Annotated in this window: 20 protein-coding genes; 16 read left to right on the top strand and 4 right to left on the bottom strand. The window is 41.0% G+C overall.

What is annotated here, in order from left to right; translation table 11 throughout:
• Positions 1–57 precede the first annotated feature (57 nt).
• The 3 genes from EFT72_RS05880 to EFT72_RS05875 all read left to right on the top strand — a co-directional run bounded on the left by EFT72_RS05880 (position 58) and on the right by EFT72_RS05875 (position 1,554).
• Positions 58–480 (top strand): phage holin family protein, encoded by a 423-nt coding sequence (locus EFT72_RS05880; RefSeq protein ID WP_347561849.1) that lies wholly within the window; start codon positions 58–60, stop codon positions 478–480.
• Between the two features lie 96 nt (positions 481–576).
• Positions 577–732, top strand: a complete 156-nt coding sequence (locus tag EFT72_RS19180; protein ID WP_164473088.1) for a hypothetical protein — start codon at positions 577–579, stop codon at positions 730–732.
• The gene (locus tag EFT72_RS05875) at positions 733–1,554 is read left to right on the top strand and encodes a peptidoglycan recognition family protein (RefSeq protein WP_124065983.1); all 822 of its coding nucleotides are present in this window, start codon (positions 733–735) and stop codon (positions 1,552–1,554) included.
• A 92-nt stretch (positions 1,555–1,646) separates the two neighbouring features.
• On the opposite strand, the gene rpsT is transcribed toward EFT72_RS05875, so the two are convergent.
• Entirely contained in the window at positions 1,647–1,910 is a 264-nt protein-coding gene (gene rpsT / locus EFT72_RS05870; protein WP_124065982.1) for a 30S ribosomal protein S20, read from the bottom strand.
• Positions 1,911–2,090: 180 nt separating this feature from the next.
• Here rpsT and gpr point away from each other — a divergent pair, with 180 nt between their 5' ends.
• The 4 genes from gpr (at position 2,091) to hemW (ending at position 7,610) form a co-directional block, all read left to right on the top strand.
• Complete coding sequence (gene gpr / locus EFT72_RS05865) at positions 2,091–3,068, top strand: GPR endopeptidase (RefSeq protein WP_124065981.1); 978 nt, start codon at positions 2,091–2,093, stop codon at positions 3,066–3,068.
• An 83-nt stretch (positions 3,069–3,151) separates the two neighbouring features.
• On the top strand, positions 3,152–4,459 hold the full coding sequence (gene spoIIP / locus EFT72_RS05860; RefSeq protein ID WP_124065980.1) for a stage II sporulation protein P: 1,308 nt from the start codon (positions 3,152–3,154) through the stop codon (positions 4,457–4,459).
• 132 nt (positions 4,460–4,591) lie between these two features.
• Entirely contained in the window at positions 4,592–6,406 is a 1,815-nt protein-coding gene (lepA, locus tag EFT72_RS05855) for a translation elongation factor 4 (protein WP_124065979.1), read from the top strand.
• Complete coding sequence (gene hemW / locus EFT72_RS05850) at positions 6,399–7,610, top strand: radical SAM family heme chaperone HemW (protein WP_124065978.1); 1,212 nt, start codon at positions 6,399–6,401, stop codon at positions 7,608–7,610. Before lepA ends, hemW begins: the two co-directional genes overlap by 8 nt.
• A 53-nt stretch (positions 7,611–7,663) precedes the next feature.
• Here the strand turns inward: hemW and EFT72_RS05845 are convergent, their stop codons facing one another.
• From EFT72_RS05845 to EFT72_RS05835, 3 genes are all read right to left on the bottom strand, one after another.
• On the bottom strand, positions 7,664–8,371 hold the full coding sequence (locus EFT72_RS05845; protein WP_124065977.1) for a 3D domain-containing protein: 708 nt from the start codon (positions 8,369–8,371) through the stop codon (positions 7,664–7,666).
• A gap of 279 nt (positions 8,372–8,650) precedes the next feature.
• Positions 8,651–9,121 (bottom strand): IS200/IS605 family transposase, encoded by a 471-nt coding sequence (gene tnpA, locus EFT72_RS05840; RefSeq protein ID WP_124065644.1) that lies wholly within the window; start codon positions 9,119–9,121, stop codon positions 8,651–8,653.
• Between the two features lie 185 nt (positions 9,122–9,306).
• Positions 9,307–9,876, bottom strand: a complete 570-nt coding sequence (locus EFT72_RS05835) for a 3D domain-containing protein (protein ID WP_164473087.1) — start codon at positions 9,874–9,876, stop codon at positions 9,307–9,309.
• 263 nt (positions 9,877–10,139) lie between these two features.
• Here EFT72_RS05835 and hrcA point away from each other — a divergent pair, with 263 nt between their 5' ends.
• The 9 genes from hrcA (at position 10,140) to EFT72_RS05790 (ending at position 19,682) form a co-directional block, all read left to right on the top strand.
• Entirely contained in the window at positions 10,140–11,189 is a 1,050-nt protein-coding gene (hrcA, locus tag EFT72_RS05830; RefSeq protein ID WP_124065975.1) for a heat-inducible transcriptional repressor HrcA, read from the top strand.
• A 17-nt stretch (positions 11,190–11,206) separates the two neighbouring features.
• Positions 11,207–11,848 carry a nucleotide exchange factor GrpE gene (gene grpE / locus EFT72_RS05825; RefSeq protein ID WP_124065974.1) on the top strand — a complete coding sequence of 214 codons (642 nt, stop codon included), beginning with the start codon at positions 11,207–11,209 and terminating at the stop codon, positions 11,846–11,848.
• A gap of 60 nt (positions 11,849–11,908) precedes the next feature.
• Positions 11,909–13,783 (top strand): molecular chaperone DnaK, encoded by a 1,875-nt coding sequence (gene dnaK / locus EFT72_RS05820; RefSeq protein ID WP_124065973.1) that lies wholly within the window; start codon positions 11,909–11,911, stop codon positions 13,781–13,783.
• 143 nt (positions 13,784–13,926) lie between these two features.
• A complete protein-coding gene (gene dnaJ, locus EFT72_RS05815; protein WP_124065972.1) occupies positions 13,927–15,054 on the top strand; it encodes a molecular chaperone DnaJ in 1,128 nt (375 codons plus the stop codon).
• Positions 15,055–15,090: 36 nt separating this feature from the next.
• Positions 15,091–15,639: a glucan-binding protein gene (locus EFT72_RS05810; protein ID WP_124065971.1), complete on the top strand. Its 549-nt coding sequence runs from the start codon at positions 15,091–15,093 to the stop codon at positions 15,637–15,639.
• 408 nt (positions 15,640–16,047) lie between these two features.
• Positions 16,048–16,794 carry a TSUP family transporter gene (locus EFT72_RS05805; RefSeq protein ID WP_124065970.1) on the top strand — a complete coding sequence of 249 codons (747 nt, stop codon included), beginning with the start codon at positions 16,048–16,050 and terminating at the stop codon, positions 16,792–16,794.
• 9 nt (positions 16,795–16,803) lie between these two features.
• Entirely contained in the window at positions 16,804–17,760 is a 957-nt protein-coding gene (gene prmA / locus EFT72_RS05800; RefSeq protein WP_124065969.1) for a 50S ribosomal protein L11 methyltransferase, read from the top strand.
• A gap of 13 nt (positions 17,761–17,773) precedes the next feature.
• Positions 17,774–18,514, top strand: coding sequence for a 16S rRNA (uracil(1498)-N(3))-methyltransferase (locus tag EFT72_RS05795; RefSeq protein ID WP_124065968.1), 741 nt, complete (start codon positions 17,774–17,776; stop codon positions 18,512–18,514).
• Between the two features lie 13 nt (positions 18,515–18,527).
• Positions 18,528–19,682 carry a cysteine desulfurase family protein gene (locus EFT72_RS05790; protein WP_124065967.1) on the top strand — a complete coding sequence of 385 codons (1,155 nt, stop codon included), beginning with the start codon at positions 18,528–18,530 and terminating at the stop codon, positions 19,680–19,682.
• Positions 19,683–19,704: the final 22 nt, after the last annotated feature.

Raw genomic sequence — 19,704 nt, 5'->3', positions numbered from 1 at the left:
AAACCACATTAAACCATACAGAATAAACCTTTGTTTGGAGGTGATAAATTGAAACAAATGTTATGTACCATAGCGGGTATAACCGGCAGCATTATAACAACCTTATTTGGCGGTTGGGATACAGGAATTGGAACCTTGGTTCTTTTCATGATTATTGATTTTATATCAGGGCTAGCCGTAGCCGGTGTCTTCCATAATAGCAAAAAGACCAATACCGGAACGTTGGAATCCAATGCTGGTTGGAAGGGATTGTGTCGAAAATCAATGACGTTGCTGTTTGTCTTAATCGCACATAGACTTGATTTGTCCATTGGGACAAGCTACATAAGAGATACCGTAACTATTGGATTTATGGCAAATGAATTACTCTCTATTGTGGAGAATGCCGGGCTTATGGGAATTCCCCTGCCAAGTGTACTTTTAAAATCAATTGATATATTAAATCAGAAATCAGAACAAACCAACAAATCTACCAGTTAATATTGTAATCATTCATAGGAAGAGAAAAATCAACTGGCAGGCGGTACACACCCGGTCATCCATTCATATGATATAGAAAAGGACAAGGGGACTAGTATGGTAAAAAGCGAAGCAACCCACCACTTAACCAATGTCGAATTGATGGAAATACAGGAAAATCTTAATAAATCCGATGAGGTGGAACTCAGGCGGTTCCGGTTATCATTTGATCCAGATGAAATGGGATTTTACGGAGAAAGGGAGGGGATATAGATGGAGATACACAAGCGATTAACCCCGTATAATTATAGCGATGGGAAATCAGACCGGATTCAGTACCTTGTCATTCATTATGTAGGGGCACTGGGAGGCGCAGAAGCGAATTGCAAGTATTATGCCTCTAAGTATATAGGTGCCAGTGCTCACTACTTCGTAGGATTTGAGGGGGAAATCTGGCAATCAGTTGAAGATAATGACATTGCATGGCACTGTGGAGCCAAAGCCTACAAGCACCCAGAATGCCGCAATCGTAATAGTCTTGGGATCGAACTTTGTGTTAGAAATAAAGGAAGCCAGTCTGATACCAGTAGAGATTGGTACTTTGAAGATGCGACGGTGAAGTCAGCCGTTGAATTGACCAAAAAACTCATGAAGCAGTATCATGTACCAAAAGATCATGTCATTCGGCACTATGACGTAACCGGCAAGATCTGCCCCAACCCATATGTTTATAATCACTCAAACCATACTTGGGAAAACTTTAAAAACTCCTTAGAAAAAACAAATAACCTTTCTGGTTGGATAAAAGATGAGGAGGGATGGAGATTTTACTTAGGAAACACAGGAGATTATGTCAAAAATGACTGGTATCAGGATGATGGTCACTGGTATTGGTTTGATGGTTCGGGGGATAGGGTGGAAAACACCTGGAAGCGGGGAGAAGATGGAACTTGGTATTTCTTGAATCATAATGGCATTATGGCACAAGATCAGTGGATCATTTGGAAAGGGAAATTATACCGCGCCGGTGAGGACGGAGGTATGTTTCGGGGAGAGATGCACTTAAAGACGGACGATCAGGGCGCTTTCATGTAATACGAATATTAGGCGGGAATCGAATAAGATTTAGAACAATAAAAATCCCATTCAGCGGGTTGGACTGAATGGGATAAAAGTTATTCTATAAATTAAGCCATAGCGTTAACAGCTTTTGTGATTCGGGATACTTTTCTGGAAGCGGTATTCTTATGATATACGCCTTTTGTAGTAGCCTTGTCAATATCTGTTATAGCGCTGATTAATGTTGTCTGAGCAGCAGCCTTGTCACCAGCAACAATAGCAGCGTCCAATTTCTTAACGGTTGTTTTTACTTTGGATCTGATCGCTTTGTTTCTAGCAGCCTTTGTTTCGTTTACTAAGATTCTTTTTTTTGCAGATTTAATGTTAGCCAATCTGTACACCTCCAATAAGTTGATATATGATTATTTTTCTTTGTTTTGCATCAAAGCCTGGACACGGACAGTTCAATGTAAACATACTTTTATATTCTAACTAATTTATCCCTATATGTCAATACATAATTCCTGCTTTTTTGCAGAAAATAGATAGGAAATGGTGGAAAGGAGGAAGATATGGATAACACATTTGAAGTGCGTACAGACCTTGCGGTAGAAGAGAAGGAAAGTTTTCCAGGTGATGGTGGTGAAATAGCAGGAGTGTCCTTGCGGGAATGGCAACGAGCAAGCAGCCGAATAAAGATGACAGAGGTGAAAATACTGGATAAAAAAGGAGAAAAGGCAATGGGAAAACCCATTGGAACCTATATAACCTTAGAAGCAGATCAGCTCTCTTTAAAAGACGAAGACTATCACAGAGAAGTCTCCCAAGAATTGTCAGGACAGATTATTAAACTGTTAAAAGGGAAAGCATTCCGCAAATCAGATTTTCACGTTCTAGTAGTAGGACTCGGGAATTCTTCTGTAACGCCAGATTCCTTAGGTCCTAGAGTGTTAAATAACTTACAAGTGACAAGACACTTGAAAGTTCAATATGGGGACGAATTTTTCAAGGGAAAGAGTATGCCTGTAATCAGCGGCATTATTCCCGGGGTAATGGCACAGACCGGAATGGAAAGTGCTGAAATTTTAAAAGGGATCATAAACGAGACAAAACCAGATCTGGTTATTGCCATTGATGCACTTGCAGCAAGAAGTGTAAAAAGACTTGGTACCACCATACAGCTAACCGATACAGGAATTCATCCGGGATCTGGTGTTGGAAATCATAGACATAGTCTCACGGAAGAAAGTCTTGGCGTACCCGTGATGGCGATTGGAGTTCCAACCGTTGTAGGGGCAGCCGCTATCGTCCATGATACGGTCTCAGCCATGATCGGTACCCTAAAAAACAGCATGGAAACAAAAGGAATGGGAGAGTTTATGGGAAATTTAAGTTCCGATGAACAGTATGATCTCATTCGTGAACTTTTGGAGCCAGAATTTGGACCTTTGTATGTGACACCACCAGATATTGATGAAACTGTAAAGGAACTAAGTTTTACAATATCAGAAGGGATTCATCTGACCTTTTTGGGACAGGAAGAATCGTAGTAAAAAACACGTCTTCTGCATAGAATGTTGGAGGGACCGGAAATGGTTCCAAAACATACCCTCTATAAGAACGGAAGGCGGTTATGAGACAGCAGAACGGTTTGAACCAGATAATAAAAAAAACAATGATTGTAATGAGCCTGATCCTGGCCGTTTTTTTAAGTGTAAAAGAGGCTGGAAAAACAGCTGGGAGGGTGGAGCTAAAACATGTGAAAGAGTGGGCAAGGCAAGGGGCAGGAACCGGCCTTGCTTACATCTGGAGCCGGCAGTATCCGGCAGCAGTATGGGAAGAAGAAGGAAGAGAGAAAGAGGTGGATCATTCCCTTGGAAGTCTCTTGTGCAGCTTGCTTTTTACCAATGTAGCCCTAGACAGGTTTCAGAATGAAACTTCATCCCCGATTACCGATGAGGAACTAGATCCTGCATACCAAGGTTATTTGGAGAGTGGAAAATTCTATGAAGAACACAGCTTTCTTTTATACGATGGGGGAGAAGAAACAGGAGAAGAAGTGCAAGCACCTGTGACCATAGAGAATCAAAAGCAGCCGGAAGAGGTTCCCCCCACAAAACAAAAAACAGAATCCATGACCTGTGCTTCAAGCAATGTGTGGCCGATTATCGGGAACACGTATCGGATAGAACAATTGGCTGATTATGATTACATGATCAAGCATTTTTATAGCATCCACACATCAACGACAGTCGGGAGGGATTTAATGAATGCGGATAAATTTCTCTCAGAAGATTTCACCTTGAAAGGCGGAAATGAGAAACCACAGATTCTTATTTACCACACCCATTCCCAAGAGGAATTCTCAGATTTTGGCCCTGCCAACAAAGATGCCACGGTTGTGGGGATCGGCAGCCATCTAACAGAATTATTACAAGCAAAGGGATATCATGTCATCCATGATACATCTGTATACGATTTAAAGAATGGGAAGTTAGATAGAAACAAAGCATATACCTATGCATTAGAAGGGGTAACCCGAAATCTACAGGAAAATCCTTCCATTGAAGTGGTTCTTGATATTCATCGGGACGGAGTGAGTGAGAAATTACATATGGTAAATAAGATCAATGGAAAGATGACAGCCCCTATTATGTTTTTTAACGGGGTCAGTCAGACCCCAGAGGGCCCGATAGAATATCTGCCAAATCCATACAAAGAAAAAAATTTGGCTTTCAGCTTTCAGATGCAGCTTGATTGTGCCGCATATTTCCCTGGGCTTACCCGCAAAATATACATAAAAGGTCTTCGGTATAATCAACACTTAAGGCCGCGCTCTACCTTAATTGAGGTGGGAGCACAGACCAACACCTATGAGGAAGCATTAAATGCCATGGAACCGCTTTCCGAGGTTCTTGATATGGTACTGCAGGGAAATTAAATGTTTTAAACGGATTTACTAGGAAATTCAACGCTTTCACGGTGGACAATCGGTAAGTTTAATGGTATATTTTTAGGGATATCATAGGATTCTAGAAGATTGAAGAAACATTAGAAAAGAGGAATAAACTATATGGCAGCTGCCCAGCAGAATAAGATACGTAATTTTTGTATTATCGCTCATATTGATCACGGGAAGTCGACCCTGGCGGATCGAATTATAGAAAAGACAGGGCTGTTAACCAGCAGGGAAATGCAGTCACAAGTGCTTGACAATATGGATTTGGAACGGGAACGGGGAATTACCATTAAGGCACAGACTGTCCGTACCGTCTATAAGGCAAAAGACGGTGAGGAATATGTTTTTAATATGATCGATACCCCAGGTCATGTGGATTTTAATTATGAAGTATCCCGAAGTCTGGCTGCCTGTGATGGAGCCTTATTGGTGGTAGATGCATCTCAGGGAATCGAGGCACAGACACTTGCTAATGTTTATTTGGCATTGGACCATAATCTTGATGTGTTTCCCGTTTTAAATAAAATTGATTTACCAAGTGCAGAACCCGATCGTGTTGTAGAAGAGATTGAAGATGTGATTGGAATTGAAGCACAGGATGCACCAAGAATCTCTGCGAAGACTGGAGTAAATATAGAAGCAGTTTTAGAAGCCATCGTGGAAAAAATACCGGCTCCCGAAGGAGATCCAGATGCACCTTTTCAGGCTCTTATATTTGACTCACTCTATGATTCCTATAAGGGAGTGATTGTATTCTTCCGCGTGAAAGAAGGAAGAGTAAAAAAAGGAGATAAGATTCTTATGATGGCCACCAAATCAGTAGAAGAGGTGGTGGAAGTAGGATATTTTGGTGCGGGCAAGTTTTTGCCTTGTGATGAGCTGAGTGCAGGTATGGTAGGGTATTTGACCGCTGCCATTAAGAATGTCAAAGACACGGCAGTAGGAGATACCATTACCCATGTGGACAGGCCTTGTAAGGCACCTCTTGTAGGTTATAAAAAAGTAACTCCTATGGTTTATTGTGGACTTTACCCAGCCGACGGTGCTCATTATAATGATTTGAGGGAAGCACTAGAAAAGCTTCAGTTAAACGATGCATCTTTGTTTTTTGAACCAGAGACCTCCCTTGCACTTGGGTTTGGATTCCGGTGTGGATTTCTAGGCTTATTACATCTAGAAGTGATTCAAGAACGATTAGAAAGAGAATACAATCTAGATCTGGTTACCACCGCACCAAGTGTTGTGTATCGGGTTTATAAAAAGAATGGAGATATGCTGGAACTGACCAATCCCTCCAATTTGCCTGATCCGTCCATAATTGAATACATGGAAGAACCGATTGTACATGCTGAGATTATGGTTACCACTGAATTTGTAGGTGCCATTATGAAGTTATGCCAGGAACGTCGTGGCGTATACCTTGGTATGGAATATATGGAAGAGACGAGAGCTCTATTAAAATATGAACTGCCTTTAAACGAAATTATATATGATTTCTTTGATGCCCTTAAATCCCGTTCCAGAGGGTATGCTTCTTTTGATTATGAATTGAAAGGGTACGAAAAATCAGAACTAGTAAAGCTTGACATTTTGGTGAATAAAGAAGAAGTAGATGCCTTGTCTTTTATTGTGCATGAAGAATCTTCCTATGAAAGAGGAAGAAAAATGTGTGATAAGTTAAAAGAAGAGATTCCAAGGCAGCTTTTTGAAATCCCCATTCAGGCAGCGATCGGAGGTAAGATCATCTCACGTGCTACCGTAAAAGCTATGAGAAAAGACGTTCTTGCCAAATGTTATGGTGGAGATATTTCACGTAAGAAAAAACTTCTTGAAAAACAGAAAGAAGGTAAAAAACGTATGCGTCAGGTCGGTAATGTAGAGATACCACAAAAGGCATTTATGAGCGTACTGAAATTAGACGATGAATAGAAAACAATTAGAAATTTACGTACATGTCCCGTTTTGTGTGTGTAAATGTGCTTACTGCGATTTTCTTTCCTTTCCAGGAAGTGATGAGATGCAGAAGGAATATACAAAGAAATTGTTAGAAGAGATTCGATGCCAGAGTTCCTATGCCAAAGGGTATCAAGTGGCAAGTGTATTTATAGGCGGAGGTACTCCTTCTATATTAGAGATAAAAGATATGGTTTCAATCCTTGAAGCATTAAAAGAACAGTATGAGATCCTTCCAGAGGCGGAGATTACCATTGAGGCAAACCCCGGGACCGTTACGTTAGAGGGACTTACAGCCTACCAAAAGGCAGGGGTGAACCGCATTAGCATGGGGCTGCAGTCGGCAGATGACAAGGAACTTTGTTACTTAGGGAGAATCCATACGTATGATGAATTTCTAAAAAGCTATCAGAGAGTTCGTATGGCTGGATTTGACAATGTAAATGTGGATTTGATTTCGGCCATACCTGGTCAGTCACTGGAATCCTGGAAAAACACATTAAAGAAAGTAACCATGTTAAAACCGGAGCATATATCTGCCTACAGTCTGATCGTAGAAGAGGGAACCCCCTTTTATGATCGGTACGGGGGACATGTAGAACTGGATAACAATTCTATGACAGTGGGTGAGCGTCATGATCTTATGGCGTTGCCAGATCTGCCAGATGAAGATTCGGAACGGGAGATGTATTATCTCACACAAGAATTTTTGAAGGACCAGGGATATGAACGGTATGAGATATCCAATTATGCAAAGAAGGGATATGAATGTAAGCATAATGTAGGGTATTGGACGGGGATAGAGTACTTAGGGTTGGGATTGGGAGCATCTTCCTATATGAATGGATGTAGATTTCATAACACCATAGATTACAAGGAATACTTGAATGCTTCGTTGATACAGTCAGATACATTTAACCAGGTTTTAAGGCAGGATCAGGAACGTCTGAGCATAGAAGAAAAGATGGAAGAGTATATGTTTCTTGGGTTAAGGTTGACGACAGGTGTATCCGCACAGGGATTTGTCAGCCGATTTGGTCAGAATATGAATCATGTCTACGGAACCGTTCTAGCTACTTTAGAACAACAAGGACTGATGGAATTTCATAACGGAAACTACCGTCTTACCACTAGAGGGGTTGACTTAAGCAATTACGTTATGAGTCAGTTCCTCATCTAATGGAAAAGGTACCAGGTGCTGTGGCAGTCCTGGTACTTTTTAAATAAAATCAGTTACGGAACCAGATACACCTCAATAGTTTGGGTTCCATAAGCTCTGGTCTCGGCATGAGTGGGAAAGAAAATATCAATATGGTTTCCTTTTACACCGCCTCCGCAGTCTTCAGCTGTGTACGTCACACCGTTAATCATGATGTGGCTTCCGTAAGGAATGACTCTTGGATCTACTGAGATGGTATGTTCTGGGGCCGCAATTGTACCAGTGCTGGTCCGGCCACCCCATTTCCCAGAGCATTTCCGACAGGGACAATAAGCGGTGGTTTTAAAATTGCCTAGTGGGATAAGCCTGGCAGCAGGTTCAACAGTACCGATACCATATACTTTTGTGCCAGTGAGTTTCTGACCATTGGTGTATGCTTCAACCAGATAGGAACCATCTCCATAACTATGAAAAGGAACGGAGACTTCAAATCCATAATTGCCTGTCCCCTGTGAGGTTAAATCATCTCGGTGTTTTGAAGCTGTAGTGTGAAACTCACCAGCGATGGCTCCATTTGACTGATTGGTGATAACAACCTTAACATCCACAGGCTGATCTTTATTTGTACTGTCCCAAGCCCAACCCCTTACACTGGTTTCATCTGCGCAGTCAATAATTCCAACGGTCTGATTAGCCCATGCGTTTACCGTGTACAGAAAGAAAAAAGATAATAATAATAGGAAGGTTCCAAGGAACCATTGCATACGATTCGATTTTTTCATGTTACAGATACTTCCTTTCTTTTTCTACAAAATGTAATATATTTTAATACAATATAAATATATGTAACACTTTCGTAATATATGAGGTATAAGTAAATATTTTACACTTTTTTCCAATTTTGTCAAGGAAAGGAAGAGAAAACAATCATAACCACCCGTTGAACGGGTGGTTTGCTCTACCCCTATAAGGGGTTATTACCGACGTTGGAGCCTAAAGGCTCTTTGAAAAAAATCCACAGCCGCACAAACATTTATCTACTGAGCCCAACAGGGCTCATTTTATTTGCTTTGTTTTACCGGCTCACCCGTGAACGGGTCTATGTATTCTTTTAACGTCATTTGATCATATTCTAAATCTTCTTTTAATTGATTTAGAATATATTCTTGTATCTTCTTTGCATTCTTTCCCACTGTATCTACATAATATCCACGACACCAAAAATGTCTGTTTCCATATTTGTATTTCAAATTTGCATGTCTCTCAAATATCATAAGCGTACTCTTCCCTTTTAAATATCCCATAAAACTTGATACGCTGATATTTGGTGGTATTCTCACTAACATATGAACATGATCTGGACATATTTCTGCTTCTACTATTTCCACACCTTTTCGTTTACATAACATGCTTAGAACATTTGCTATATCCTGCTTTAATTCTCCGTACGCTACCTTTCTGCGATATTTTGGCGCAAAAACTATGTGATACTTACAATTCCATTTTGAATGTGATAAACTACTTATATCCATTTGGATAACCTCCTTTGATGTGCTTGTGTGGCTGCGAACCAACACTATTATATCACTGGAGGTTTTTTACCTGAAGCTAAAGCTGCTGTGGTCACACCTGCATAGCAGGTGGTTTATTAAAAGACTGCCATACAAAAAAAGCTGCAGGAAAACGAATTCGTTTTCCTGCAGCTTATATGGAAATATTATTCTTCTACGACCGCAAACAGTTCTTTTGTCTGTCTTCCAAACGCAAGAGCCTCTGACCGGCTTCCAAAGAAAATATCGATTTTGTTCCCTTTTACACTACTTCCTATGTCTTCCACCGTATAAACGATGCCATCAATCATGACTTTTGATCCAAGAGGAAGAATACTGATATCAGCTGAAAGAGTATGCATTGGTTTTGGTATGGTACCAGAATAGGTACGGGACTGTCTTCCAGATCGTCCATTGGGGCAATAAGCAGTCGCTGTAAATAATCCCAGTGATTGACCTTGGTTGTATACAGGTCCTGTCTCCTTCGGTGCGGGAGGTTCTTTCTTTTCAATACCTGGTCCAATTTCATCTGTAACTTTCATCGCGTCACTTGCTGTAGCAACGTTCTCTGTATGATTTATTGTATTGTTCTTCGTTCCGACGCTTTCAGTCTGCATGCTGTCTGCATTCTGGTTGCTTCCTGTAGATTCGGCCGCCATTGCATTCGTAGATAAAAGCAGAATACAAAAGAGCGTCAGGAATCCAGTAATATGCTTTCGTCCTGAAATTTGTTTCATGATATACCTCGCAATCGTGTTGTTTTGGTGTGTCATTTACCATTATATTACAAAAGTGTTAAAAGTCAAGCAAAAATTGTCAATGGCTTTGTAATATTTGATAGAAAAAAGCAAAAAATGGACATGTAACTTATTTCATTTCAATTTAAAAAATTTCACGAATCTATTGACAAATGTAGAAAAAAAGAATATATTATGAAATGAAGATGTTAGCACTCCTGAACGTTGAGTGCTAACAAAGAGTCAGAAAGGGGCGTGGTAATTTGGATGATAAGGATCAATTAGATGAGCGAAAAGTAACGATACTTAAGGCTATTATCAAAACTTATCTGGAAACGGGTGAACCGGTTGGTTCCCGCACCATATCCAAATATACTGATCTGCATTTAAGCTCCGCCACTATCCGGAATGAGATGTCTGATCTGGAAGAACTGGGGTATATCGTACAACCTCATACATCAGCCGGAAGGATTCCATCTGACAGAGGATATCGTTTCTACGTGGATCAGATCATGCAGGAAAAGGAAGAGGAAGTTACTGAGATTAAGGATATGATGTTAAAGAGAGTGGATCGAGTCGAACTGTTGTTAAAGCAGATGGCAAAGGTTCTTGCTCAAAACACCAATTATGCGGCTATGATCAGCGCACCTCAGTATCACCGTAATAAGCTAAAGTTTATTCAGTTATCAAAGGTGGACGAAGAAAAACTTCTTGTAGTGATTGTGGTAGAAGGGAACATTATAAAGAATACCATGATTCCAATCCACACAGAACTAAAAGACGATGGACTTTTAAACCTTAATATTCTTCTTAACAATGCTTTGAATGGATTGTCGATAGAAGAAATCAATCTTGAAGTGATTAGCAGGCTCAAAGATCAGGCAGGTATTCACAGTGATGTGGTAGACCGGGTCCTTACCGAGGTGGCAGCAGCCATAAGAGCCGATGATGATGATCTTCAGATTTACACCAGCGGTGCCACCAATATATTCAAATATCCGGAATTAAGCGTTGGTGAAAAAGCAAGCCAATTGATTGATACATTGGAACAAAAGGAACTCTTACAGGGACTTGTGGATAATGTTAACGACGCGGAGAACGGTTCCATGATTCAGGTATATATCGGAGATGAATCACCTGTCCAGTCCATGCGGGATTGCAGCGTGGTTACTGCCAACTATGAACTTGGCGAAGGACTGCGGGGAACCATTGGTATCATAGGACCCAAACGAATGGATTATGAAAAGGTATTAAACACACTGCGGAATTTAATGACCCAGCTGGATACCATTTTAAAAAAAGATGAAAGGTGAAGGGAAGAACATTGAGCATGGAAGACTTGAAAACAGACGAGAAACTGGTAGACGAGACGGTTGATACAGAGAAAACCGTTTCGGATGAGATTAATATAGAGAAAGCCGTTTCGGATGAGGCAAAAGATGAATCGAATCCAGTAGAAGACAAAGATCAAGAGAGTCAGAAAGATTCCAACAAGGAATCTGAAAAAAAAGGGTTCTTTGGAAAAAAGAAGAAAGATCCAAAAGATGAGAAGATCGAAGAATTAACAGACCGTTTACAGAGAAATATGGCTGAATTCGATAACTTTAGAAAAAGGACGGAAAAAGAAAAATCCGGCATGTATGAGATCGGAGCCAAGGATATCGTAGAACGGATTCTTCCGGTTGTAGATAACTTTGAACGAGGTCTGGCAGCGGTTCCAGAAGAAGAAAAAGATTCTCCTTTTGCGGATGGAATGGAAAAAATCTACAAACAATTTTTAACCACATTAGAAGAAGCTGGTGTGAAGCCAATTGAAGCAGTGGGAAAACCATTTGATCCCAATTACCATAATGCAGTTATGCATGTAGAGGATGAGTCACTGGGTGAGAATGTGGTTGCACAAGAATTATTAAAAGGTTATACCTACCGTGACACTGTGGTAAGACATTCCATGGTTCAGGTAGCTAATTAGTAATTATATAAATAAGCAGAAAACAAACAATATTTGTTTCATTAATAGGAGGAAAATACTATGGGCAAGATTATTGGAATTGACTTAGGAACAACAAACAGCTGTGTTGCTGTTATGGAAGGTGGAAAACCAGTTGTTATCCCAAACAGCGAAGGAGTAAGAACTACGCCATCCATCGTTGCATTTACAAAAAATGGAGAAAGATTAGTTGGTGAACCTGCAAAACGTCAGGCTGTAACAAATGCAGACCGTACAATCTCTTCCATTAAGAGACATATGGGAACAGATTATAAAGTTACCATTGATGGTAAGAATTACAGTCCTCAGGAAATCTCAGCTATGATTCTTCAGAAGTTAAAAGCAGATGCAGAAGCTTACTTAGGAGAAAAAGTAACCGAAGCAGTTATTACCGTTCCTGCTTATTTTAATGATGCACAGCGTCAGGCAACCAAAGATGCAGGTAAGATTGCTGGACTTGATGTGAAACGTATCATCAATGAACCAACTGCAGCAGCTCTGGCTTATGGACTTGATAATGAAAAAGAACAAAAGATCATGGTTTACGATTTGGGAGGCGGTACGTTTGATGTTTCCGTCATTGAAATCGGCGATGGTGTCATTGAAGTACTTTCTACGAACGGCGATACGCATCTAGGCGGTGATGACTTTGATAACCGAATTACTCAGTGGTTCGTAGACGAGTTCAAAAAAGCAGAAGGTGTTGATTTATCTGCAGATAAGATGGCAATGCAGAGATTGAAAGAGGCGGCTGAGAAAGCGAAGAAAGAATTGTCTTCCTCCACCACCACTAATATCAACCTGCCATTTATTACTGCAACTGCAGAAGGACCAAAACATATGGATATGAATCTGTCCAGAGCTAAATTTGACGAGCTGACGATAGATTTAATTGAGCGTACTGCAGTTCCAGTTCAAAGCGCATTAAAGGATGCAGGCATAACATCAGCAGAACTTGGTAAAGTACTGTTAGTTGGTGGATCCACTCGTATGTTAGCATCACAGGAAAAAGTAAAACAGCTGACAGGAAAAGAACCTTCCAAGACTTTAAATCCGGATGAATGTGTTGCCATTGGTGCAAGTGTTCAGGGTGGAAAGCTTGCTGGTGATGAAGGCGCTGGAGATATTCTTCTTCTTGATGTAACACCTCTTTCCTTGTCTATTGAGACAATGGGAGGCGTAGCGACTAGACTGATCGAGAGAAATACAACCATTCCAACAAAGAAAAGCCAGACTTTCTCCACTGCAGCTGATAATCAGACAGCAGTTGATATTAATGTAGTACAGGGAGAAAGACAGTTTGCAAGAGATAACAAGACACTGGGTCAGTTCCGTCTTGATGGGATTCCACCAGCAAGAAGAGGAGTTCCACAGATTGAAGTTACCTTTGACATTGATGCCAATGGTATCGTGAATGTTTCTGCAAAAGATATGGGAACCGGTAAAGAACAGCATATCACCATCACATCTGGATCGAATATGTCAGATGGGGATATTGATAAGGCAGTAAAAGAAGCTGCAGAATACGAAGCACAGGATAAGAAGCGCAAAGAAGGCATTGATGCCAGAAATGATGCAGACTCTATGGTATTCCAGACTGAAAAAGCGCTACAAGAAGTAGGAGATAAAATTGATGCGAACGAGAAAGCTGGCGTAGAAGCAGATTTAAGTACGCTTAAGGAAGCAATTGGCCGTGCACCAGTAGAAGAAATGACAGACGCACAGGTTGAGGATATCATGGCTGGCAAAGAGAAACTGATGAATAGCGCACAGGCACTGTTTGCGAAAGTATATGAGCAGGCACAGTCTGATGCAGGGGCACAGGGCGCAGGTCCTGATGCAGGAGCAGGAGCAGGCACAGAGGGTGCGGCTTATCAGGATAGCGATGTAGTTGACGGAGATTATAAAGAAGTGTAAATCATATGGTCGGTTATCAGGGCTTTGGAAAAAGTGTTGTAGGGATACAGCACTTTTTCCGCAGGCATGAATTGAAATGTGGATTCTTGCCTGCGTTGTCCGAACCTTCCCCACTTTTTTAGTTTATGAAAGGTAGACCTAAGATGGCAGAAAAAAAAGATTATTATGAAATCCTGGGCATTTCAAAAGATGCAGATGATGCAGCGATAAAAAAGGCTTACAGGTTATTAGCAAAAAAATACCATCCGGATACGAACCAGGGAGATGCTACGGCTGCCGAGAAATTTAAGCAAGCATCTGAGGCCTACAGCGTTCTAAGTGATCCTGATAAGAGACGTCAGTATGACCAGTTTGGTTCCGCGGCTTTTGATGGAAGTGGTGGAGCTGGTGGATTTGATGGATTCGACTTTAACGGAGCAGATATGGGTGATATTTTCGGAGATATCTTTGGAGATATCTTTGGAGGTGGAAGAAGAAGTGCCCAGTATAATGGCCCGTCAAGAGGTGCCAATTTAAGAACCAGCGTTAGAATCACCTTTGAAGAAGCGATTTTTGGCTGCGAAAGAGAACTTGAGATTAATTTTAAAGAAGAGTGTAAATCTTGTCATGGAAGCGGTGCGAAAGCAGGTACTTCCCCTGTTACTTGTCCAAAATGCAATGGAAAAGGTAAGATTATGTACACCCAGCAGTCTTTCTTTGGTCAGGTACAGAATGTACAAACCTGTCCAGACTGCGATGGGACTGGCAAAATTGTAAAGGAAAAATGTTCGGATTGTTATGGAACCGGATATAAGACAAGAAGAAAGAAATTTAAAATCACCATTCCGGCTGGAATTGACAACGGACAGTCTGTTCGTCTTGCTGGAGCTGGGGAACCAGGAACCAATGGCGGAGAAAGAGGAGATTTATTGGTGGAAGCAGTGGTATCCAATCATCCAATTTTTAAACGCCAGGATACCAGCATCTTTTCTACTGTACCGATTTCATTTGCCAAAGCGGCACTTGGAGGTACTATACGCATCAAGACGGTTGATGGTGAAGTAGAATATGAAGTAAAATCCGGGACTCAGACCGATACAAAAGTTCGGTTAAAGGGGAAAGGAGTTCCATCCTTACGTAGCCGCGCCATCCGTGGCGATCATTTTGTCACTCTGGTTGTTCAAGTGCCAGAGCGACTAACAGAAGCTCAAAAAGAAGCATTAAATCACTTTGATGAGGTGATGAATGGTGTGGAGCAGGAAAAACATAAAAAGAAAGGGCTTTTTAAATAGCAACCCGTAGATACTGATTTAAAAGAGAGGGAAGGCATGGGAAGATTTAAGAAAAAACTATTAATGATCACATCGATCCTTTGGATCGCGGGAATGTTCTCTACCAATGTTTTGGCTGACAACGGGCAGACGGTCCGGGATTTCCCGGGCTGGAACGGCTCCGGAACGAAACAAGTTGAATCTGTTGATGGAAGTGTCGATTGCTGGGAAGATGATGACTTTGACGATGACGAACCATATTATCAGAGAGGGTGGCGTTACAGCCCTGCCGGATGGTGGTTTCAGTACAGCGATGGGATGTGGCCTAATAACACCTGGAAGAATTTCGATGGCAGGTGGTATCGGTTTGATTCTGGAGGTCATTTGATAACTGGTTGGTATACAGGTCAAAACGGATCTCAATTTTATTTGAATCCAGTAGATGATGGGACACTTGGTGCCATGAGAATCGGCTGGCAGATCATTAATGGAAAAGCGTATTACTTTAACACCATGTCTGACGGGTCTATGGGTAAGCTTTTAGTCAATACCGTGACGCCTGATGGGTATCAGGTAGGGGCAGACGGAGCCTTATTATTAAAATAAATACATTTAATTGGTACAGAAAAAACAGGAAACACATTGGAGGATGGTTTAGATCCTTTATCCAATGTGTTTCCTGTTCTTTGTTGCCTGTTAATTTTGTGAAAATAAATTCTGCTCCGGAACCAAAAACTCAGGCGGGTGTGATGGGGTGTAATGCATCAAGGAATTTCGTTTACTTGATATTTTTTTGCCCTTATTTTTGGCACGGAACAAAAGTCGTTTTCATCCGTTCATATAGTTAATGCGTCATCATTCGTTTTTATTGCATCTTTTTAAAAAAAAATTAAATAAAATATTTTGGCTCTTTTATCTCCTGATTTCTGGTCTGTTCTGCGCTTGCAACGATATTCATTGTATGTTATGATATCTTGAGATTTAGGAAGACGTTCATAAGAAAGGAAACAACGTATGTACCAGTATTTAATCGTATGTCCGCTGGTTTTTCTGGCAGGCCTCATAGACTCTATAGCCGGAGGCGGAGGATTGATATCACTTCCAGCCTATCTGGCAGCGGGAATTCCGCCTCATCTGGCAATTGGAACCAACAAATTGGGATCTGCCATGGGAACGGTTGTTTCTACGGCTCGATTTGCAAAAAACGGTTACATTAAAATAAAACTTTCCCTTTTTGCTGCTTTGTGCGCGGTGATCGGTTCCGTGATTGGAGCCCATTTGTCCTTGCTTGCAAGTGAAAAGATTTTAAAAGGAATGTTACTTGTTATACTTCCCATCGTTGCTTTTTATACGTTAAAGAAAAAGGATAGGAATGAACCGGTAAAGGCAGAAATACGATCAGAAAAAAAGATGTTTGCAGTCAGTATGGGGGCAGCACTTGTAATAGGAGGTTACGATGGTTTTTATGGTCCGGGGACTGGAACCTTTCTACTTCTATTGTTAACAGGATTGGCAAAGATGGATGTAAGGAGTGCTTCCGGAACAACCAAAGTTATTAACTTATCATCGAATATTGCAGCACTTGTTACATTTTTGATCAATGGAAAGGTTATGATTCCACTGGGGATTGCCGCAGGAGTCTTTTGCATTGCCGGTCATTATATTGGATCAGGACTCGTCGTGAAAAACGGTATGAAAATTGTGCGTCCAGTGATTTTAGTGGTGCTGGTCTGCTTATTTGTAAAAATTATAAAAGGGTAGGAATGTATTATGAAATGGAAAAAATTTACACTTACGACGAACACGGAAGCTGTGGACCTTATCAGCAGCATGTTTGATGAAATTGGAATTGAGGGAATCGAGATTGAAGACAACATTCCGCTAACGGAAGCAGAAACCAAAGGGATGTTTATCGATATTTTACCAGAACTTCCTCCAGATGAAGGGATAGCAAAAGTCAGCTTTTATTTACAACCGGATTCTGATATTGATGAAATGCTAAGACGGGTAAAGGAAGGACTGGAAGAATTGTCTATGTTTACAGATCTTGGTGATTGTACCCTCGTATCAGGAGAAACAGAAGACAAAGACTGGATTAATAACTGGAAGCAATATTTTAAGCCATTTACTGTCGATGATATCTTGATAAAGCCTACCTGGGAAGAAGTTCCGGACGAACACAAGGACAAGCTGTTAATTGAAATTGATCCAGGAACGGCATTTGGTACCGGACAGCATGAGACCACCCAGTTATGCATTCGCCAGTTGAAAAAATACGTAACTTCTGACACGAAACTGTTAGATGTAGGAACTGGAAGCGGGATTCTTGGAATTACAGCACTAAAATTAGGCGCGTCTAACGCATTCGGAACCGATCTAGATGAGAATGCCCTTACAGCGGTCAGAGAGAATATGATGGCCAATGATATTCCCGCCCATCAATTTACCATATTACAGGGAAATATTATTGATGACAAAACAGTGAAGGAAGCGGCAGGTTTTGAACAATATGATGTGGTGGTTGCCAATATACTGGCAGACATTATCATACTGCTTCAAAAAGAAATTCCTGCGCATCTAAAAAAAGGCGGTATTTTTATCACTTCTGGTATTATTAATATGAAAGAAGAGGCAGTAAGGAAAGCGTTTGCTGAGAATGAAGCATTCGAACTGGTAGAGATTACGCACCAGGGAGAATGGGTTTCCGTTACTGTTAGAAAAAAATAGGAAGAGGCAGAGAATGTATCATTTTTTTGTTCAACAGGATCAGATTTCAAAAGAGCAGATAACGATTACTGGGACGGACGTGAATCATATAAAAAATGTACTGCGTATGGGAGCGGGAGAGACTGTTTTAATCAGTAATGGAGTGGATAAAGACTATTACTGTAAGATAATAAGCGTCTCTTCCAATGAGGTTATAACTCAGATCCTGTCTGTGAAGGAAGAGAGTACAGAACTCCCTGCCAGACTTATCCTCTTTCAGGGATTACCTAAAAGTGATAAGATGGAGCTTATCATACAGAAAGCAGTTGAGCTGGGGGTGTATGAAGTTATACCCGTAGAGACAAAACGCACGGTTGTAAAATTAGACAAAAAAAAGGAAGAATCAAAGCGAAGACGATGGCAGGCAGTTTCGGAAAGTGCAGCCAAGCAGTCTGGTCGTATTATGATACCGAATGTGAATGCAGTTCTTTCCTTTCGGGAAGCCATTGCCTACTCCAAAGAACTAGACATGGTTTTGATACCCTTTGAACATGCAAAGGGCATGGTTGAGACAAAAGAGGTCCTCTCTCACATAAAACCAGGTATGCGTGTTGGGATTTTTATAGGACCAGAAGGTGGATTCGAGGATTCTGAAGTTTTATTTGCACAGGATAATGGCGTGAAAGAAATTACACTGGGGAAGCGGATTTTACGAACAGAAACAGCTGGTATGGCTATCTTATCCGTTCTTGCATTCCAGTTAGAAAGCGTTTAAAGAGAGGATTTAGATGGAAGCTTATTTTGACAACTCGGCAACGACTAAAGTGTTGGAGCCTGTAAAAGACATTGTAATTAAAACGATGATGGAAGATTATGGAAACCCATCTGCCAAACATAAAAAAGGGCTGATTGCTGAACGATATATCAAAGAAGCCGCAGAGGTAATCGCAGGAACCTTAAAGGTGGAACCCAAAGAGATTATTTTTACATCTGGTGGTTCGGAATCCAATAATATGGCTTTAATTGAGACGGCTATGGCAAACAAAAGAGCAGGCAATCATATCATCAGTACTGGAATCGAACATCCTTCTGTATATAATACCCTTACATTTTTGGAGGAACAGGGTTTTCGGGTTACCTATCTATCCGTTGATAAGCTTGGTCACGTCGATTTAGAGGAATTAAAAGAGGCAATCTGTTCGGAAACCATACTGGTTTCCACTATGTATGTAAACAACGAAATCGGAGCAGTGGAACCGATTGCGGAGATTGCTAAGATTATCAAAGAAAAAAATAAAGAAATACTTCTCCACGTAGACGCCATTCAAGCATATGGGAAATTTATCATACGTCCCAAAAGACAAGGGATTGATCTTTTATCTGTAAGTGCTCATAAGATTCATGGACCCAAAGGGGTTGGTTTCCTATATGTGGACAAACGGGTTAAAATCAGACCGTTGATCTACGGCGGTGGTCAGCAGAGAGGAATGCGTTCCGGTACGGAGAACGTTCCTGGCATTGCGGGACTTATGATTGCAGCAAAAATTATGTATCAGGATCATAGCTCAAAGATAGAAGCATTGATTGAATTAAAAGATTATTTAATTACCAGACTTTCAGAGTTGGAAGGCGTGACGATTAATAGTCTGAAAGGAAATCTTTCTGCCCCTCAGATCGTCAGTGCCAGCTTTGCAGGAACCCGCAGCGAAGTTCTGTTGCATGCGCTAGAGGAAAAAGGAGTATATGTATCTTCCGGTTCTGCTTGCTCGTCTAGACACCCTATGGTTAGCGGAACGCTACGGGGGATTGGCATCAAACCGGAACTACTAGATTCCACACTCCGTTTCAGTTTTGGAATCTACAATACCAGAGAAGAGATCGATTACTGCATTGATATGTTAAAAGAACTATTGCCTGTACTTAGGCGGTATCAAAGAGGATAGTAGTCTGCTTTATAATAGAAAG

Source organism: Clostridium sp. E02 (genome assembly GCF_003833015.1).
GTDB lineage: Bacteria > Bacillota > Clostridia > Lachnospirales > Lachnospiraceae > Lacrimispora.
Note: the sequence above shows the minus strand (reverse complement) of the source record. Positions and strands in the feature narration are given on the sequence as shown.

What these genes read in the sequence shown, in the direction of transcription:
- EFT72_RS05880 (WP_347561849.1), top strand. Translation starts at nt 58, where the DNA reads ATGTTATGTACCATAGCGGGTATAACCGGCAGCATTATAACAACCTTA.
- tnpA (WP_124065644.1), bottom strand. Translation starts at nt 9,121, where the DNA reads ATGGATATAAGTAGTTTATCACATTCAAAATGGAATTGTAAGTATCAC.
- dnaJ (WP_124065972.1), top strand. Translation starts at nt 13,927, where the DNA reads ATGGCAGAAAAAAAAGATTATTATGAAATCCTGGGCATTTCAAAAGAT.
- grpE (WP_124065974.1), top strand. Translation starts at nt 11,207, where the DNA reads ATGGAAGACTTGAAAACAGACGAGAAACTGGTAGACGAGACGGTTGAT.
- dnaK (WP_124065973.1), top strand. Translation starts at nt 11,909, where the DNA reads ATGGGCAAGATTATTGGAATTGACTTAGGAACAACAAACAGCTGTGTT.
- EFT72_RS05875 (WP_124065983.1), top strand. Translation starts at nt 733, where the DNA reads ATGGAGATACACAAGCGATTAACCCCGTATAATTATAGCGATGGGAAA.
- EFT72_RS05845 (WP_124065977.1), bottom strand. Translation starts at nt 8,371, where the DNA reads ATGAAAAAATCGAATCGTATGCAATGGTTCCTTGGAACCTTCCTATTA.
- EFT72_RS05810 (WP_124065971.1), top strand. Translation starts at nt 15,091, where the DNA reads ATGGGAAGATTTAAGAAAAAACTATTAATGATCACATCGATCCTTTGG.
- EFT72_RS05790 (WP_124065967.1), top strand. Translation starts at nt 18,528, where the DNA reads ATGGAAGCTTATTTTGACAACTCGGCAACGACTAAAGTGTTGGAGCCT.
- gpr (WP_124065981.1), top strand. Translation starts at nt 2,091, where the DNA reads ATGGATAACACATTTGAAGTGCGTACAGACCTTGCGGTAGAAGAGAAG.
- EFT72_RS19180 (WP_164473088.1), top strand. Translation starts at nt 577, where the DNA reads ATGGTAAAAAGCGAAGCAACCCACCACTTAACCAATGTCGAATTGATG.
- prmA (WP_124065969.1), top strand. Translation starts at nt 16,804, where the DNA reads ATGAAATGGAAAAAATTTACACTTACGACGAACACGGAAGCTGTGGAC.
- lepA (WP_124065979.1), top strand. Translation starts at nt 4,592, where the DNA reads ATGGCAGCTGCCCAGCAGAATAAGATACGTAATTTTTGTATTATCGCT.
- hemW (WP_124065978.1), top strand. Translation starts at nt 6,399, where the DNA reads ATGAATAGAAAACAATTAGAAATTTACGTACATGTCCCGTTTTGTGTG.
- EFT72_RS05805 (WP_124065970.1), top strand. Translation starts at nt 16,048, where the DNA reads ATGTACCAGTATTTAATCGTATGTCCGCTGGTTTTTCTGGCAGGCCTC.
- EFT72_RS05835 (WP_164473087.1), bottom strand. Translation starts at nt 9,876, where the DNA reads ATGAAACAAATTTCAGGACGAAAGCATATTACTGGATTCCTGACGCTC.
- spoIIP (WP_124065980.1), top strand. Translation starts at nt 3,152, where the DNA reads ATGAGACAGCAGAACGGTTTGAACCAGATAATAAAAAAAACAATGATT.
- EFT72_RS05795 (WP_124065968.1), top strand. Translation starts at nt 17,774, where the DNA reads ATGTATCATTTTTTTGTTCAACAGGATCAGATTTCAAAAGAGCAGATA.